This window comes from Streptomyces sp. NPDC002643 (assembly GCF_053592555.1).
In genome coordinates this window covers 26,818-41,578 of sequence record NZ_JBSFVY010000035.1, presented here as the reverse complement: position 1 = coordinate 41,578, position 14,761 = coordinate 26,818, and the positions used below count along the sequence as shown (strand labels likewise).

At 69.7% G+C, this 14,761-nt stretch carries 16 protein-coding genes and 1 pseudogene; 8 read left to right on the top strand and 9 right to left on the bottom strand.

What is annotated here, in order from left to right:
- Positions 1–3: 3 nt before the first annotated feature.
- The 4 genes from ACWD4G_RS37170 to ACWD4G_RS37155 form a co-directional block, all read right to left on the bottom strand.
- A complete protein-coding gene (locus ACWD4G_RS37170; RefSeq protein ID WP_451301563.1) occupies positions 4–306 on the bottom strand; it encodes a Zn-ribbon domain-containing OB-fold protein in 303 nt (100 codons plus the stop codon).
- Between the two features lie 167 nt (positions 307–473).
- A complete protein-coding gene (locus ACWD4G_RS37165; RefSeq protein ID WP_451301561.1) occupies positions 474–1,262 on the bottom strand; it encodes an enoyl-CoA hydratase/isomerase family protein in 789 nt (262 codons plus the stop codon).
- Positions 1,263–1,369: 107 nt separating this feature from the next.
- On the bottom strand, positions 1,370–2,530 hold the full coding sequence (locus tag ACWD4G_RS37160) for an acyl-CoA dehydrogenase family protein (protein WP_451301559.1): 1,161 nt from the start codon (positions 2,528–2,530) through the stop codon (positions 1,370–1,372).
- Positions 2,531–2,686: 156 nt separating this feature from the next.
- Positions 2,687–3,490, bottom strand: coding sequence for an SDR family NAD(P)-dependent oxidoreductase (locus ACWD4G_RS37155; RefSeq protein WP_451301557.1), 804 nt, complete (start codon positions 3,488–3,490; stop codon positions 2,687–2,689).
- Positions 3,491–3,549: 59 nt separating this feature from the next.
- Between ACWD4G_RS37155 and ACWD4G_RS37150 the strand changes: the two genes are divergently transcribed.
- Positions 3,550–4,647 carry an alcohol dehydrogenase catalytic domain-containing protein gene (locus ACWD4G_RS37150; RefSeq protein ID WP_451301555.1) on the top strand — a complete coding sequence of 366 codons (1,098 nt, stop codon included), beginning with the start codon at positions 3,550–3,552 and terminating at the stop codon, positions 4,645–4,647.
- A gap of 724 nt (positions 4,648–5,371) precedes the next feature.
- On the opposite strand, the gene ACWD4G_RS37145 is transcribed toward ACWD4G_RS37150, so the two are convergent.
- Positions 5,372–5,737 (bottom strand): YybH family protein, encoded by a 366-nt coding sequence (locus ACWD4G_RS37145; protein WP_451301553.1) that lies wholly within the window; start codon positions 5,735–5,737, stop codon positions 5,372–5,374.
- 98 nt (positions 5,738–5,835) lie between these two features.
- On the opposite strand from ACWD4G_RS37145, the gene ACWD4G_RS37140 reads away from it, so the two are divergent.
- A complete protein-coding gene (locus tag ACWD4G_RS37140; protein ID WP_451301551.1) occupies positions 5,836–6,726 on the top strand; it encodes a LysR family transcriptional regulator in 891 nt (296 codons plus the stop codon).
- Between the two features lie 505 nt (positions 6,727–7,231).
- On the opposite strand, the gene ACWD4G_RS37135 is transcribed toward ACWD4G_RS37140, so the two are convergent.
- Both ACWD4G_RS37135 and ACWD4G_RS37130 read right to left on the bottom strand, forming a co-directional pair.
- Positions 7,232–7,357, bottom strand: coding sequence for a hypothetical protein (locus ACWD4G_RS37135; RefSeq protein ID WP_451301549.1), 126 nt, complete (start codon positions 7,355–7,357; stop codon positions 7,232–7,234).
- Positions 7,357–7,554, bottom strand: a complete 198-nt coding sequence (locus tag ACWD4G_RS37130; RefSeq protein ID WP_451301652.1) for a hypothetical protein — start codon at positions 7,552–7,554, stop codon at positions 7,357–7,359. The genes ACWD4G_RS37135 and ACWD4G_RS37130 overlap by 1 nt, the downstream gene beginning before the upstream one ends.
- Positions 7,555–7,927: 373 nt before the next feature.
- Here ACWD4G_RS37130 and ACWD4G_RS37125 point away from each other — a divergent pair.
- Positions 7,928–8,107 (top strand): annotated as a pseudogene (locus ACWD4G_RS37125) (TetR family transcriptional regulator); the annotation flags it as partial.
- A 153-nt stretch (positions 8,108–8,260) separates the two neighbouring features.
- On the opposite strand, the gene ACWD4G_RS37120 reads toward ACWD4G_RS37125, so the two are convergent.
- Complete coding sequence (locus ACWD4G_RS37120) at positions 8,261–8,746, bottom strand: Lrp/AsnC family transcriptional regulator (protein WP_451301547.1); 486 nt, start codon at positions 8,744–8,746, stop codon at positions 8,261–8,263.
- An 81-nt stretch (positions 8,747–8,827) separates the two neighbouring features.
- Here ACWD4G_RS37120 and ACWD4G_RS37115 point away from each other — a divergent pair, with 81 nt between their 5' ends.
- From ACWD4G_RS37115 to ACWD4G_RS37095, 5 genes are all read left to right on the top strand, one after another.
- Positions 8,828–10,075 (top strand): MalY/PatB family protein, encoded by a 1,248-nt coding sequence (locus ACWD4G_RS37115; RefSeq protein ID WP_451301545.1) that lies wholly within the window; start codon positions 8,828–8,830, stop codon positions 10,073–10,075.
- Positions 10,076–10,463: 388 nt separating this feature from the next.
- Entirely contained in the window at positions 10,464–11,891 is a 1,428-nt protein-coding gene (locus ACWD4G_RS37110; protein WP_451301543.1) for an amino acid permease, read from the top strand.
- A 236-nt stretch (positions 11,892–12,127) separates the two neighbouring features.
- Positions 12,128–12,313, top strand: coding sequence for a hypothetical protein (locus tag ACWD4G_RS37105; protein WP_451301541.1), 186 nt, complete (start codon positions 12,128–12,130; stop codon positions 12,311–12,313).
- Between the two features lie 5 nt (positions 12,314–12,318).
- Positions 12,319–12,657 carry an ArsR/SmtB family transcription factor gene (locus tag ACWD4G_RS37100; RefSeq protein WP_451301539.1) on the top strand — a complete coding sequence of 113 codons (339 nt, stop codon included), beginning with the start codon at positions 12,319–12,321 and terminating at the stop codon, positions 12,655–12,657.
- A gap of 73 nt (positions 12,658–12,730) precedes the next feature.
- Positions 12,731–13,171, top strand: a complete 441-nt coding sequence (locus ACWD4G_RS37095) for a hypothetical protein (RefSeq protein ID WP_451301537.1) — start codon at positions 12,731–12,733, stop codon at positions 13,169–13,171.
- Between the two features lie 102 nt (positions 13,172–13,273).
- On the opposite strand, the gene ACWD4G_RS37090 is transcribed toward ACWD4G_RS37095, so the two are convergent.
- Positions 13,274–14,758 carry a hydrogenase large subunit gene (locus ACWD4G_RS37090; protein ID WP_451301535.1) on the bottom strand — a complete coding sequence of 495 codons (1,485 nt, stop codon included), beginning with the start codon at positions 14,756–14,758 and terminating at the stop codon, positions 13,274–13,276.
- Positions 14,759–14,761 lie beyond the last annotated feature (3 nt).

The following is a 14,761-nucleotide window of genomic DNA, read 5'->3' as shown; positions in this document are numbered from 1 at the left end:
CGTTCATGTCGCGACCCGAGCCGGAGCCGCCGGGCGGGCCCGGGGCACGCCCTCGCCCGCGGTGATGGTGACCGGCATGCCGATCCTCGTGTCCTCGGGCCGCACGCCGTCCAGGACCGCCAGTATCCGCACACCTTCGGGCAGTTCGACGTAACCGACCGTGAACGGCCGGAATCCGCCTTCGGGTACCGCGTACGGCGGCGACTTGGGCGCGTACCGTTGCACGGTCCACGTCCAGAGCGTGCCCGCACGGGACAGGTCGACGGGTTGGGCCAGCCCTCCGCAGCGCGGGCATGCCGGTTCCACGGGGTGGACGGTCACGGCGCACTGGGGGCAGCGGGACGCGCGCAGCGCGCGACCGGGCAGCGCCCCGGACGACCGGCCGGCTGACAGGGGGGCTTCGGGCGACGTGGGCGGCTCATCCAGGGCTTCGGGCGACGCGGGTGACTCACCCGGGGCTTCGGGCACGGCCGTCAGCGCCCCTTCCACTTCGGTTCGCGCTTCTCCAGGAACGCGGAGACGCCCTCGGCGGCGTCCTCGGAGTTGAGCATGACGCCGACGGCCAGATGCTCCATGACCATCAGCGACTGGATGTCCGCGTCCAGGCTCCGGTCGATGGTCATCTTGGTGATCCACATCGTGAACGGGCTCTTGTCGGTGAGCTGCCCGGCGAACTCCGCCACCGTCGCGTCCAGTTCGTCCGCCGGTGCCGAGTCGTTGACGAGGCCGAACTCGGCGGCCTCGACGCCGGTCAGGAGCTTGCCGGTCAGCATGAGTTCCTTGGTCTTGCGGACGCCGATCATCCGGGGCACCCGGTAGATCGGGCCCGCGCCGCCGAACAGCGCGCGGCGGATGTGGAAGTCGCCGATCAGTGCGTCGTCGGCGGCGATGGCGAAGTCGCAGGAGATCATCAGTTCGAAGCCGCCCGCCGTCACATGCCCTTCGAGCACCGCGATCGAGGGAGTCTTCATCGAGTACAGCCGGTCGCAGACCTTCGCCGACAGCACGGCGACATCGATGGCGGTGGAGCTGCCGATGAAGTCGGCCTTGAGGCTGTCGAGGTCGAAGCCGGAGCAGAAGGTGTTGCCGCGGCCGCGCAGGATCAGCACGCGCAGTTCGGGGTCGGCGTCGACCTCGGTGATGATCTCGTCCAGCCGGTTCAGGATCGGCACGGTCACGCAGTTCTTCTTGTGCGGTCGGTTGAGCCAGACACGGGCCACATGGCCGTCTCGCTCGAACTGGATCTCGTCTTCGACAGCCATCCGATCTCTCCTTCAGACTGAACTGAATTCACTTAATTCTCTGCGTCCGCCCGGCACCCTGTCAACAGCTCATACCGAGCGGCCGACCGCCGCCGCCTGCCGCGGACTCAGCTCTGACGTCCGGTGAGGCCTAGGGCCCCGGCCAGGCGCGCGCAGTGGTCGTCCGCCGTGCCGAACAGCGCCTCGTCGGCCCGCGCCCTGCGCACATAGAGATGGGCCGGGTGCTCCCAGGTGAAGCCGATCCCTCCGTGGAGCTGCACATATTCGGCGGTTGCGCGCCGGTAGGCGGTGGAGCACGCCATCGCGGCGGCGCTCGCCGCCACGGGCAGTTGTCCGGCCACCCGGCCCGCAAGGCAGACCGTCGCGTAGCCGGAGGCCGACCTGGCCGCCTCCACCTCGACCAGGAGATCGGCCAGCCGATGCCTGACCGCCTGGAATGACCCGATCGAACGCCCGAACTGAGTTCGATGCGACACGTACTTCAGCACGGCGTCCAGGGCGTGAGCGCAGCCGCCGAGCTGCTCGGCGGCCAGTGCCGTCCGCCCGGCGTCCAGCACCGCGTCGACGATCCCGGGCGCCTGTCCCGCGTCCCCGACCGGTTCGGCGGGCGTCCCTCGGAATCGGATCAGCGCCTGACGGCGCGTGGCGTCCAGCACCCGGCGCGGCGTGCGCTCGCAGCCGCCGGCGTCCGGTGCGCAGGCGAACAGCCGCGGGCCGTCCGGCGCCTGGGCCGCCACCAGGACCAGACCGGCGCCCTCACCGTCGGGTACGAAGTCCGCCTCGCCGCGCAAGCGCCAACCGTCCGGTCCGCGTTCGGCGGTGACCTGCGCGGGATGCAGGAAGCCGGCGACGGTCGCGGTGAGGGTTCCCGCGGCGATACCCGGCAGCCACCGTTCGCACGCCCGCCTGTCGCCACTGCCCAGCAGGCCGTGTCCGGCGAGCACGACGGTCGGGAGCAGGGGTGCGGGACACAGGACTCGGCCGGTTTCCTCCAGCGCCACGGCGAGCTCGTCGAAGGTGTAGCCGGCTCCCCCGAACTCCTCCGGCAGCGCGAGGCCGTGCACGCCGATCTCACCGGCGAGCCGTTCCCACAGCACCTGGTCGTAGCCGCGCGGCCCGTCCGTCTGCTCGCGGACCTCCTCGGGCCCGCATGTCTCCGCCAGGAACTCCCGTAGCACGGCGCGCAGTTGGCGTCGCTCCTCGGACTCCAGCAGCAGCGCCGGATCGACGTCGAACCGGAACATCAGGGCCTCCCGCGTCGCAGTCATGTGGTGTTCCGCGTGCTCCGGTGCGGCCCGTCCGCACCAGAGCCACTGCCCCGGTCTCCGTACCGGAGCCACTGCCCTGGTCTCCGCACGAGGGCCGTTCGCCCTGGTCGCTCGGTCGGGGCCGCCGCGCCGGTCGCCGTACGCGCCAGTCGCCCGCTACGCCGTGAAACGGCCACCGTTGGCGAGCAGCACCGCGCCGACGAGGTTCGCCGCCTCGTCGCTCGCCAGGAACAGCGCGATGTCGGCGATCTCCTCCGGGGTCGCGTACGGGCGCACGCGCGGGTCGGCGAAGCCCTTCCGCAGCGCCTCGGGGGTCTTGGCGGCCATGGCGGTCTCCGTAGGACCGGGGGCCACCGAGTTGACGCGCACACCGAACGCGATGGCCTCCTTCGCGACGGACTGGCTCAGCGCCTGCGCACCGGCCTTCGATGCCGCGTAGTGCGGATAGCCGGTGAGTGCGTCGAAGGCCGCGGAGGAGCCGATGGTGACGACGGCCCCCGACCGGTGGGGCCGCATCGCCCGCAGGGCGGCGCGCAGAACGTGGAAGGTGCCGTCCAGGTTGACCCGCAGGACGCGTCGCCACGCCTCGACGCCGAGGCGCGTGGTCACCTCGGGCGGCCGACCGGCGAGCACCGCGTCGGCCAGCCACTGCTTCACGGTGGGGTCGTCGACGCCCGCCGCGTGCACGACGACATCCAGCCGACCGTGCACCCGCACAACCTCTTCGAATACCTGGTCCACCTGTCCGGCATCCGCGACGTCCAGGGTCGCCGCGCGCCCCCGGTCCAGCTCCCGAGCCACCGACTCGGCCGCCGGGCCGTCGATGTCCGTAGCGACGACGGCCTCGGCGCCCCGCACGGCCAGCCCCCGGGCGACGGCCCGCCCGATGCCGGAGCCCGCGCCGGTGACCAGCGCGACCCGCCCCGCGAAACGGCCGTACTCCGCGACCTCGCCGCCCATCCGAGTCACCGCCCCAACTCAGCTATTGAACTGACTTCATTTTTGCTATGGTGAGCCACATGTCAACAGGCAGTCGTCGGGAGGGCCGGATGCGGGCCGTCCGGTTGACGCACTGGGGCGGCCCGCCCGTGGTCACCGAAGTGGAACGCCCCGTCCCGAGGGGCGAGGAGGTCCTCGTACGGGTCGAGGCAGCCGGGCTGTGCGGCTCCGACCTGCACGTCATCGCCGCGGAGTCGGGTTCCCTGCCCTATCGGACGCCCTTCACCCTCGGGCACGAGGTCGCCGGCCGAGTGGCGCAGACGGGCCCGGACGCCACCGGGCCGCGACTCGGAGAGCGCGTGGTGGTCTATGGCCCCTGGGGCTGCGGACGGTGCGGGAACTGCTCGGCCGGGGCGGAGAACTACTGCGACCGGCGCTCGGCGCTGGACTCGGCCCGCACCGGGACAGGGGCGGGACTCGGGCGCGACGGCGGCCTGGCCGACTACCTGCTCGTACCGTCCGGGCGCCACCTGGTGCCGAGGGGCGACCTCGACCCCACCCAGGCGGCTCCGTTGTCCGACGCCGGACTCACCTCGTACCACGCTGTCGCGGGAGTCCGGTCGGCGCTCGGCGGCGCCGAGGGCGGCGCCGGCGCGAGTGTGGTCGTCATCGGCGTCGGCGGCCTGGGACATCTGGCGGTCCAGATCCTCCGCGCCACCACCTCCGCCCAGGTGCTGGCGGTCGACGTACGGGACGAGGCGATCGCCCTCGCCCTCGACTGCGGCGCTCACTTCGGTACCGTCGTACGGGCGGACACGGTCGACGTCCTGCGGAAGCGGACCAGCGGCGCGGGGGTGGACGTCGTGGTCGACTTCGTCGGCACCTCCGCCACGCTCCGGTTGGGGGTGAGCGCACTGCGGGCGGGCGGAACCCTCGCTCTCGTCGGCAGCGGCGGTGGAGAACTGACGGTCCGCAAGCCGGGCGCACTCCCTCCGGGACTGCGGATATCACTGCCGTTCTGGGGCACCCGGCCGGATCTGGAGCAGGTCATGGCACTCGCGGGCTCCGGGGCCATAAGGGTGGCGACCGATCAGTTCCCGCTGTCCCGCGCCCCGGAAGCGATCGACACGCTCCGTTCCGGCGGGGTACGCGGGCGTGCCGTACTGGTTCCCGACTGACACGCGTGCCGGCGTCTGCTGCCACAAGCCGGCGCGGACTCCGTCAGGATACGGGCGCACAGGCATACCTGATATGAACTGAACTCAGGTTCCTACGAAGCCCAGCCGGCCGGCAGCTCACCACGGTCCGGTCGGCAACCGTGGCACGGATCTGTCCGGCACCCGATACTTGATGCGGCACCCCCGGCCTCGCCGGCTGTCTCGCGGACGTGGGTCGCGTTCGACGCCGCGATCCGCCAGGGCAACGCCCGCGCCAACGCCTCCGGCAACCGACTGCCAGGCCAGGCGTTCCCGCACCGCTCCAGCGTCCCCCTCGACCAGGCCCCGATCGACCATGTCACCGCCGCCGAGTGGGCTGCCCGCCAGCAGCAAATCGACAACAGGAAACTCTGGTCGAGGAATTGAAGCAGGGGGTCGTGGACGGCCGCTCCCCCTGGGCCTGCCGCGGCGAGGCCGAGGCCCAGGCGGCGCGGGAGGACTTGTCGCCGCCTGTCCGACGTGGATCTTCTCCGGCCGTGTCCTCACGCCCGGTACGGATCTGCACCACCAGATCGCCGGTCGCGTGAGGGCCGAGGGACCGAGGTCCCGCCGGTGACGGACGCCATGGCCTCAAGGCCGATCAGTCCGTGCCGAAGAACCGGTAGCGGACCAGGTGCCTGAAGGCGTCCTGGTGAGCCATCAGCCACGACATGTCGTAGAGGCCCTGGTTGACCGTCGACGGGTTCTAGCGGGTGGGCGGGACGAACTCGGGCTGGTCGAGCAGGCGCAACCAGCTTCCGTCAGGCTGGCGCCGGACGACCTGCGCCCGGGCGCCGGCCCCGTCCTTCGGCGGGGTCGAGGTAAGGGCGATGTCGCCGCTGACCAGCGTCGGCAGTGGTTGTTCCGGCTCGAAGCGGGGGCGGTTGGCCAGCACCTTCTCCCACAGCGCACGGATCGCTTCCCGGCCCACCGTCCGGTCGCCGGACGGGTAGGCCATCACCGCATCCTCTTCGTAGAGTGCGGCGACCCCGGCCGCGTCACCGGCGTTGGATCGTTCAACGAACAAGCGGGTGATGTCTTCGGGTCGCATGGCCTTCTCGTATTCCGGCATGGGTTTCTCCTGACGTCGGGCTTCGGTGCTTCCAAGGGTGGTCGGCCACCAATCAGAAGTCCAACAGATGGATCTACTGGCAGCTAGAATTTCGAGTCATGGAGCTGAGGCAGCTGGAGTACTTCGTCGCGGTCGCCGAGGAGCAGAACTTCACCCGGGCGGCCGAGCGGGTGCACATCAGCCAGTCCGGCGTCAGTGCTCAGATCCGCCAGTTGGAGCGTGAACTCGGTGCCGAGCTGTTTGACAGGTCGGCGCGCACCGCCACCCTTACCGTCGCGGGAAGGGCCGCGCTGGAACACGCCCGCGCGGCCCTCGCCGCGGCCGGGGCGGTGGGCCAGGCGGTAGGTGAGGTGACCGACCTGATCCGGGGGCGGCTCACGGTGGGGATGGTCATCGGCTGCACGCTCACGCCGCTGTTCGACGCACTCTCCGCGTTCCACCGGGCGCATCCCGGGGTGGAGATCACGTTGCTGGAGGACAATTCCGACCGGCTCGTCGAAGGGGTGCGCGCCGGCACTGTCGACCTGGCACTTGTCGGGACGGCAACCGCCACCCCCGACGGGTTGGAGGCGCTGACGATCATGAGTGAGCGACTTGTCGTAGCCGTGCCGGCCCGGCACCCATTGGCGAAACAGCGGCGGGTCACTCTGCGCGAACTGCTCACCTATCCGATCGTATGCATGCCACCCGGCACCGGCCTGCGCACAGTATTCGACGGTGCCTGCGCCGCGCAGGGCCTCCAACCCGCGATCGCGTTGCAGGCCAGCGCAGCGGACGCCATTGCCGATCTCGCCGCTCGCGGACTCGGCGTTGCCATCCTCAGCGACTCGATGGCCGCGAGCTATCGCGACCGCATCGTCGCCCGCACCATCGACGACGTGGAAGCACCCGCCCTGCTGGCCCTGATCTTCAGGAGCACGCACAACCCCGCGGTGCGTGAGTTGCTTGTGCACAGCCGACGAGCATTCACCAAGCCCGGCCCTGGATAGCAGGAAAACCTTTTGAAGACCCGATGTGGATCTACTCGGGCCGCGCTCCCCTCCAGCACTTGCGCATCACAGGCGTCATCCCGTGGACCGCGACTCCAGCCTCAGCTCAGGCAGGCACACACGCCCCAGTCAGGCCAGGCAGAGGACGCACGCGACGCAGCCCACCGTGCCCACCGTCCGGCCGACCTCCCATATCCGGCGGCTGAAGACCGAACCAGCAGCGCATGACAAGCAGCCCGGTAACCGCCCCATGCCGGCCGCCGTGCCTATGCGTCGGGGCTGCCGTCCGACGAGCGATACGACTGGAGACGACCTGCGGCGCCTTGCCGGGGCCAGGTCGTGTCCGGCGCCCATGGTGGTATCGGAACCCAGGGGTTGTCGGAGGCGCGGGAGTTGTTGAGCGCGCTGGTCACCCCACGCGGACCCGGTGACCGTGTCGCGGACACCTTCAGGGCCGGGCAGAGCGCACTGATCGCCGCGTCCACCCGGTCCCTGACGGTAGGGGTCAGAAGCTGTACGGGCCGAAACGGCGGCCCCAAGCCACCAGGGCAGCCAGGATCAGCAGGACAGTGCTGAAGGCGATGGCTCCGGGTTCCTTGCGTCGGGCGTGGGTGATCGCGGCAAGCACCATCACCACTTACCAGGCCGGTCGCGGCCAGCGGCGGCAGTACAGGGTGCTATGCCGGTGGCCGCGGGCAGGATCAGCCCGAGGGCGGCGGCGAACTCCACGACGCCGATGAAGACCGTGCCCTGGGAGAGATCGGCCACCCAGGGCAGTTGTTCGGTCAGCTTGTACTTGGTCCGGGTGGACCTCGTGACACCGACCATGACGAACAGAGCGTGTCGAGCCGAGTAATCTTGCCCCCGCTGTCGAGCTCCAGTGCGGTGACACCGTTCAGCTCCCGCCTGCTGTGCACGACCGCCGGATACGCCCCGCAATGCGCGGGAGCTGAACATCATGGCCTCGTTGGTTGTGGCACCGCCCGGTGCGGAGGCTGCGCCGAACCCGATCAGACCATGTCGCTCGGGACGCCCACCAGCCCGCCCGCGACGACCCGGGGGGCTTCGCCTCATCGCACACCGCTAGGCCGACTGTCTGCCCCCGCATCCGCTTCTCGGGCTGTCACTGCTGACTCGTAGCGTCAAACTAGTCCTGGCCAGACCAAAACAGCGCAAGGTAGGCATCAGAGTCGTGGTGGATATGAACACAGCCCCAACGGCCGACATCGCGGAGCGCAAGCGGCGGCTCGTACGCGCCGAACTGGCCGAGGCTGCGGTGACGTTGCTGGCTGATCGGGGATTCGAGGAGACGACGGTCGACCAGATCGCGGCCGCCGTGGTGCTGTCCCGCCGCACGTTCTCCCGCTACTTCCCGTCCAAGGAAGACGTGATCGTGCACATGGTGTCGGGGCCCAGTGCGCGGATGTGCGCGGAACTGCGCGCCCGGCCCGCCGACGAACCGCCCGCAGTAGCACTCCGCCGCGCGCTGTCGCCGAACTCGTTCGACGGCCGTCGCGAGACGAGTGGACCGCTGTCACACAGCCGGTCCCTTCGCCGACCGCTGGCGCGGGGGGCGGCCGGGGTACGGGCGGGGGCTGACCACGTTCTTCATGACGATGGTCGAGTTGAGCCCACGGACGCCGGGGAGCCGGATGAGGACGTTCTCGTAGAGGTGCTGGTAGGAGAGCAGGTCGGCGCTGACCACGCGGATGAGGTAGTCCGGTTCGCCGAACAGCCGCTGGGCCTCGATGACCTCGGGGACCCCGGCCAGTGCCTCGTCGAATTCGTCCACCGCGTCGGGGCGGCTGAGGGTGGCGAAGAGCAGGACCTCGAAGCCGTATCCGAGGGCCGCGGCGTCGACGAGAGCGCTGTATCCACGGATCACGCCGTCCGCCTCCAGCTCCCGGACGCGGCGCTGGCATCGGGACACGCTGAGCCGGACCTTGTCGGCGAGTTCCGTGAAGGTAATTCGCCCCTGCGCCTGCAGTAGGGCAACAATCCGACGATCCACGGCGTCCATATCGGAAATGTTAGCTCCGAAAGCTGATTTTCAGGCAAAGTTCGCGAACTTTTTGCCACCCATCGTGGCTAGCATCCCGCCATGGCTTGCGAAACCACTCTTCTCGACACGAATCAAGCGGACTCCATGGGCGCCTCTCAGGGTTCGGTCTTCGACGAAACCGTCGACCGGAGCGGCTCGAACTCCATGAAGTGGTCCTTCGCCAAGGACTTCCTCACCCCGGACGAGATCGCGGCCGACCCGCTCCCGATGTGGGTCGCCGACACCGACTTCAAGGCGCCCCCGGCCGTGCTCGAAGCCCTCCACGAAGCCGTGGACCACGGCGTCTTCGGGTACCCCGGGGGCGCGACCGAGAGCTACCTCGACGCCGTGACGGGCTGGCAGGCCCGGCGGTTCGGCTGGGAGATACCGCGGGAGTGGGTGCTGCAGACCGCCGGCATCATCACCTCTCTCAAGACCGCGGTCCAGGCGTTCTCCGCGCCCGGTGACTCGGTCCTGATCCAGCCGCCCGTCTACGCGCACTTCCACAACGACGTCCTGCTCAACGGCCGCCACCTCGCCTTCGCTCCCCTGGAGCGCACCGAGGACGGCTACCGCTTCAACGCCCGCACCTTCGAGGCCGCCATCCGTCCGGACACCAAGCTGTTCATCCTCAGCCACCCCCACAACCCGACCGGGAACGTCTGGTCCGAGGACGAGCTGAGGACCATGGGCGAGATCTGCGCCCGGCACGGCGTCCTGGTCGTCTCCGACGAGATCCACCAGGACCTGATCATCAACCCGGACAGGAAACACGTCCCGTTCGCGTCCCTCGGCGAGGAGTTCGCGCAGAACAGCATCACCTGTACGGCCCCGAGCAAGACGTTCAACCTCCCGGGACTCCAGAGCGCGAATCTCTTCGTGCCCGACCGCAGGCTGCGCGAGGAACTGGCCCGGCAGTACGAGCGCAACCTGTTCCCCCTGGTCAATGTGCTGGGCATGGTCGCGGCCGAGGCGGCGTACACCCACGGTGAGCCCTGGCTCGAAGAGCAGCTCGCCTATCTGCGCGGCAACCACGCCCACTTCGCGCAGGCGGTCAACAGTGCCACCTCGAAGGTGCGTGTGCTGCCCGCCGATTCCCTCTACCTGGCGTGGATGGACTGCACGGGTCTCGGCATGGACGCGGCGTCCCTCGACAAGTTCATGCTCACCAAGGCGCGTCTGTGGCTGGACAAGGGCCAGAAGTTCGGCATCGAGGGCCACGGCTATATGCGCGTGAACCTGGGCTGCCCGCGCTCCACCGTCGACGAGGCGATTCGGCGGCTGACCACGGCCGTCGAGGGCCTGTGAGCGAGCGAACGCCGGTTCGCTTTCCGATTCCTCACCCCCATGGGCGCCTCCGGTGATCAGTTACTGACGAGTGTCACCGAGGCTCCTCTCACCCCACCGCAGGTAGCCGCCGCAGCCCTCTGGCCGCGCCGCACCCGCACGTACCCGCTGCCTGCCTGACCTCCGACAGGGTCCGGCAGCCGATCGAGCCGGTCCACCACACCTGCGAGGGCCGGCTTCTCGTGGCAGCCCGCACCTGCCGTCCATGCGCCGACGACGCCATCCGCGTCCCGGCGTGTCCTCCCACCCCAGCCGCGATCCGGCTCGACCACGCCCTCTTTCGCTGGTCGTCGGGCCCCGACGACCAGTCACCAGCGAGCGAACTGATCCGTCCCCAGGAGGCAAAGCGATGGCAAGCGTCAACCCCGAGGCGTACGAGAAGGAAAGCCTCAAACGCGATCTCAAGAGCCGGCACATCCAGATGATCGCCATCGGCGGCGCGATCGGAACGGGCCTGTTCTACGGCTCCGGTTGGGCCGTCAAGACGGCGGGCCCGGCGATCATCCTGACCTACGTCGTCGCATCGGTGGCGATCTACTTCATCATGCGGGCGCTGGGCGAGATGTCCGTGGAGGAGCCGGTCTCCGGGGCCTATATCTCCTACGCGAACCGCTACATCCACCGCTTCGCCGGCTTCCTCAACGGCTGGAACGCCTTCGTCTTCCTCCTCGCCACCAGCGCCGCCGAACTCAACGCCCTGGGACGCTACGCCCAGTACTGGTTCCCCGGTCTGCCGATCTGGGTGACCGCGGCGGCCGCCGTCACCGTGATGTTCGTCGTCAACATCATCGGCGTGAAGTTCTACGGCGAGGCCGAGTTCTGGTTCGCCGTGATCAAGGTCGTGGCGATCGTCGCGATGATCCTCTTCGGCGTGGCCATGGTCGTCTTGGGGGTCGGCAACCACGGCGAGCCGATCGGTCTGGGCCATCTGGTCGACCACGGCGGCTTCTTCCCCCACGGTCTGAGCGGAGTGGTCCTGGCCATGGTGATGGTCGCCTTCTCCTTCGGCGGTGTGGAGAACCTCGGGCTCGCCGCCGGTGAGGCGAAGGACATCGCCAAGAGCATGCCGAAGGCGGTCAACGCGACCTTCTGGAGACTGCTGATCTTCTACGTCGGTGCCATCGCCGTTCTCGTCACCGTCTTCCCGTGGACCCAACTGGACGGAGAGGGCAGCCCGTTCGTCACGGTCTTCACCAAGATCGGTATCCCGGCGGCCGCGACCATCATGAACCTGGTCGTGATCACCGCCGTGCTGTCGGCGGTGAACGCGAGCGTGTTCACCAACAGCCGCACCTTCTACAACCTGTCGCTGCAGGGCAACGCGCCGAAGTTCCTCGGGACCGTCAACGACCGAAACGTTCCGTCCAAGGCGATCGGCCTCGTGTTCGTCACGGTGTTCGGGAGCGTCCTGCTCAACGCCCTGATGCCCAACCAGGTCTTCGAGATCTTCTCCTCGGTCACCGTCTACGGCCTCGCATGTGCCTGGGCCTCCATCACGATCAGCCACCTGCGGTTCCGCAGGATCAGGATGCGGAACGGCCAGGAGGACCAGATCCGCTACAAGATGCCGTTCTTCCCCTACGGCAACTACCTCGCCCTGGTGTTCATCGCCACGGTCCTGGTCTGCATCGCCGTCCTGCCGGACACGCGTACCTCCCTGCTGGTCTCCGGCGGCTGGGTGCTGCTGGTCTTCATCGCCTACACGGTTCACACGAGAGCCGCCAAGAACCGGTCGAAGCCGTCCCCGGTCGGGATCGAGAGCACACCTCTCGGGTGAACGTCCGCCGCTGAGGCGCGGGCCCGTCCCCGGTCGGCACCGGGAACGGGCCCGACGTACTGGTGCCCGGTGCCGCCCCGTCGACGGCCCGCCCGTCAGGGCCGCGAGGGACGTCGTACACGGCCGGTCGCGGCGTGGGCCGGAGGGCTTCCGGCGGGCTCGCTTCCACTAGACTTGAAGAGTTCTTCAATTTGCTAGTTTCCTTGTCAGCCAAGTCGTAGGGGAGGTGGTCCTCGGTGGGCGGGTTCACCGAGGCCGCACTGGAGCGGGTACGCGAAGCGCGTTCCGCGCTGTCGGTGGCTCTGGAGGCCGAGGACGCGTATGAGGTGGCCGTGGCGCGGGACGAGTTGGACGACGCGCTGCGGGTGGCGCGTCGGCACGGCATCGACGTCGACGCGGACATGACGGCGGACGAGGGGTGATCGGGATGCCGGTTCCGCTGTACGAGGCGAAGGCCGAGCTCTTCCGGATGCTCGGCCACCCGGTACGTATCCGGGTGCTGGAGCTGTTGCAGGACGGCCCGAAGCCGGTGCGTGATCTGCTGGCCGCGATAGAGGTCGAGCCGTCGAACCTGTCGCAGCAGCTGGCGGTGCTGCGTCGCTCCGGGATCGTCACCGCCACCCGTACCGGCTCGACGGTGGTGTACGAGCTGGCCGGCGGCGACGTCGCCGAGTTGCTGGCCGCCGCCCGGCGGATTCTGTCCGTGCTGCTGGCCGGACGGCAGGACCTGCTCGACGAACTGCGCCGAACGGAACCGGCACGGTGAGCGGCGGTGCCCGCCGGTTCCGGATGCCGTGGCACCGAGGCAGGCCCGCGGCGGCTGTCGAGCATGTACAGCCGTGGAACTGCGCTCCCGGCTGGCCGACTTCGCCAAGGCGGGCAGGGCCGGGCTGGTCCGCGCGGGGCGGGGGCTGCCGGTGGTGTTCGGACGGGCCGCCAGGAAGGCGGGGCTGCCCCTGGTGACGGTACTGCCGTCGGACAACGGCGTGCCCGCGTGGCTCGCCGAACCCGATCGGAAGGCGGCCGGGGAGCTGCTGTTGCTGTCGGGCCAGGTGCGGCTGGTGGAATACGACCCCGGTGACCGCACCTCATGCGTCACCGCCGACGAGAGCCTGCTGCGCACCTGCGCCCGTGTGCTGGCGATCTGGGACGGATCGCCGTCGAACGGCCGGGACCGGACGGCGCACCTGGTGGCCTTCGCCCGCAGCCACGGACTCGATGTCGAGGTGTTCTGGCCCCGTGGCGCCGAGCACGAGCCCGCCTGCGGGGTGCCGTCCTGACCGCTCACCCCATTCCTTCCGCTCCGGGTGCCCGCGTGGTCGAGCCGGTGACCGGCTGCCGTCTCGTCCGCTGAGGCGGCATCGGGGCACCACCTCGCTGCCTCAGAGGTCGTTGCCCGCGTACGACAGGTTGAAGCTCTTGTTGGTCAGCGGGAAGTCCGGGACGATCGTGTCGGTCAGGGCTACGGGCAGGGCGGGCCAGTTGAAGAAGGACGGGTCGACCGGCTTGACGCGGGCCAGGGTGCCGTCGGGGGCGAGTTCGACGCGGGTGGCGATGGTGCCGCGCCAGCCCTCCACCAGACCGACGCCGGTGCGAGGTCCCGTGCCGGGCTGAGCGGGGGACGCTCCCAGGAGGGTTCGCGGAGCGGTGAGTCCCTCGGACAGTTGCTCGATCAGCGCGAGGGAGGTGTCGATCTCCTCGGCGCGGACCAGGAAGCGGGCGAGGACGTCGCCGCTGTCGTGCACGGGTACGTCGAGCTGCGCGCCGTAGTCGGTGAAGGGATGTGCGATGCGGGCGTCATCCGCGAGACCGCTGGCCCGGGCGACGTAGCCGAGGCACCCGATCTCCCGGGCAGCGTCTGTGTTCAGGACCGCGGTGCCGGTGAAGCGGTCACGGACGGTCGAGTGGCCGAGGGCGAGATCGGTGATCTCGCGGATGTCCTCGCCGATCGCTTTCAGCCTCCGGGAGTCGGGCAGTGCCCGTAGGGCCGCGCCGCCCGGGACGACGCCGCCGCGCAGCAGTCGGTGCCCGGTGACCTCCCGGTTCAGGCGCAGGAGCCGCTCGCGCACGCGCTGGGCATGGGCGTTGAGGATGCCGTGGCCCACGTCGTTGCAGAGCATGCCGAGGTCGGCGACGTGGTTGTGCATCCGCTCCAGTTCGAGGAGGAGGGCGCGGGCACGCCGGGCCTCGGGCGGGACCTCGGTGCCGGTGGCCTCCTCGACGGCCAGACAGTACGCGAGGGCATGCCCGACGGCCGTGTCGCCGCTGATCCGTTCGGCGAGCGGGAGTCCGGCCGCGACCGAGCGACCCTGGAAGAGCTTTTCCACCCCCCTATGGACGAACCACAGGCGGGCCTTGAGCTTGAGGATGGTCTCGCCGACGACGGAGAAGCGGAAGTGGCCCGGCTCGATCAGGCCCGCGTGGACGGGACCGACGGGAATCTCGTACACGCCGTCGCCCTCCACTTCGAGGAAGGGGTACGGGCCTTCCTGCTCGCCGAAGGGCGGCGGGGGTCCGGCGTCGGGACGCATCGGGTACCAGCCGCGCGGCCAGTGGAAGTGGCGTACGAGCCGGCGCGGCAGCGGGTGGTCGAGGGGGACGACGCCGAACAGGTCGCGCATCTCGCGCTCGAACCGGCCTGCGGGGAAGGAGAGATGGGCGAGCGTGGGCACCTCGGGCCGGTCGGGGTCGAGGCGCACCTGGAGTTCGACTCGTGTGTCGGGCGGACCGGCCACGAAGAGATGGACGACGCGGACGGCGTCCGGGTCGTGGTGGGCGGCGACCAGGGCGAGGCGGTGCCCGGCACGCAGCAACTCCTCCGTTCTCTTGGCGAGTTCCGCGGTGTGGATGTCGTGCACCGTGCGCATGGC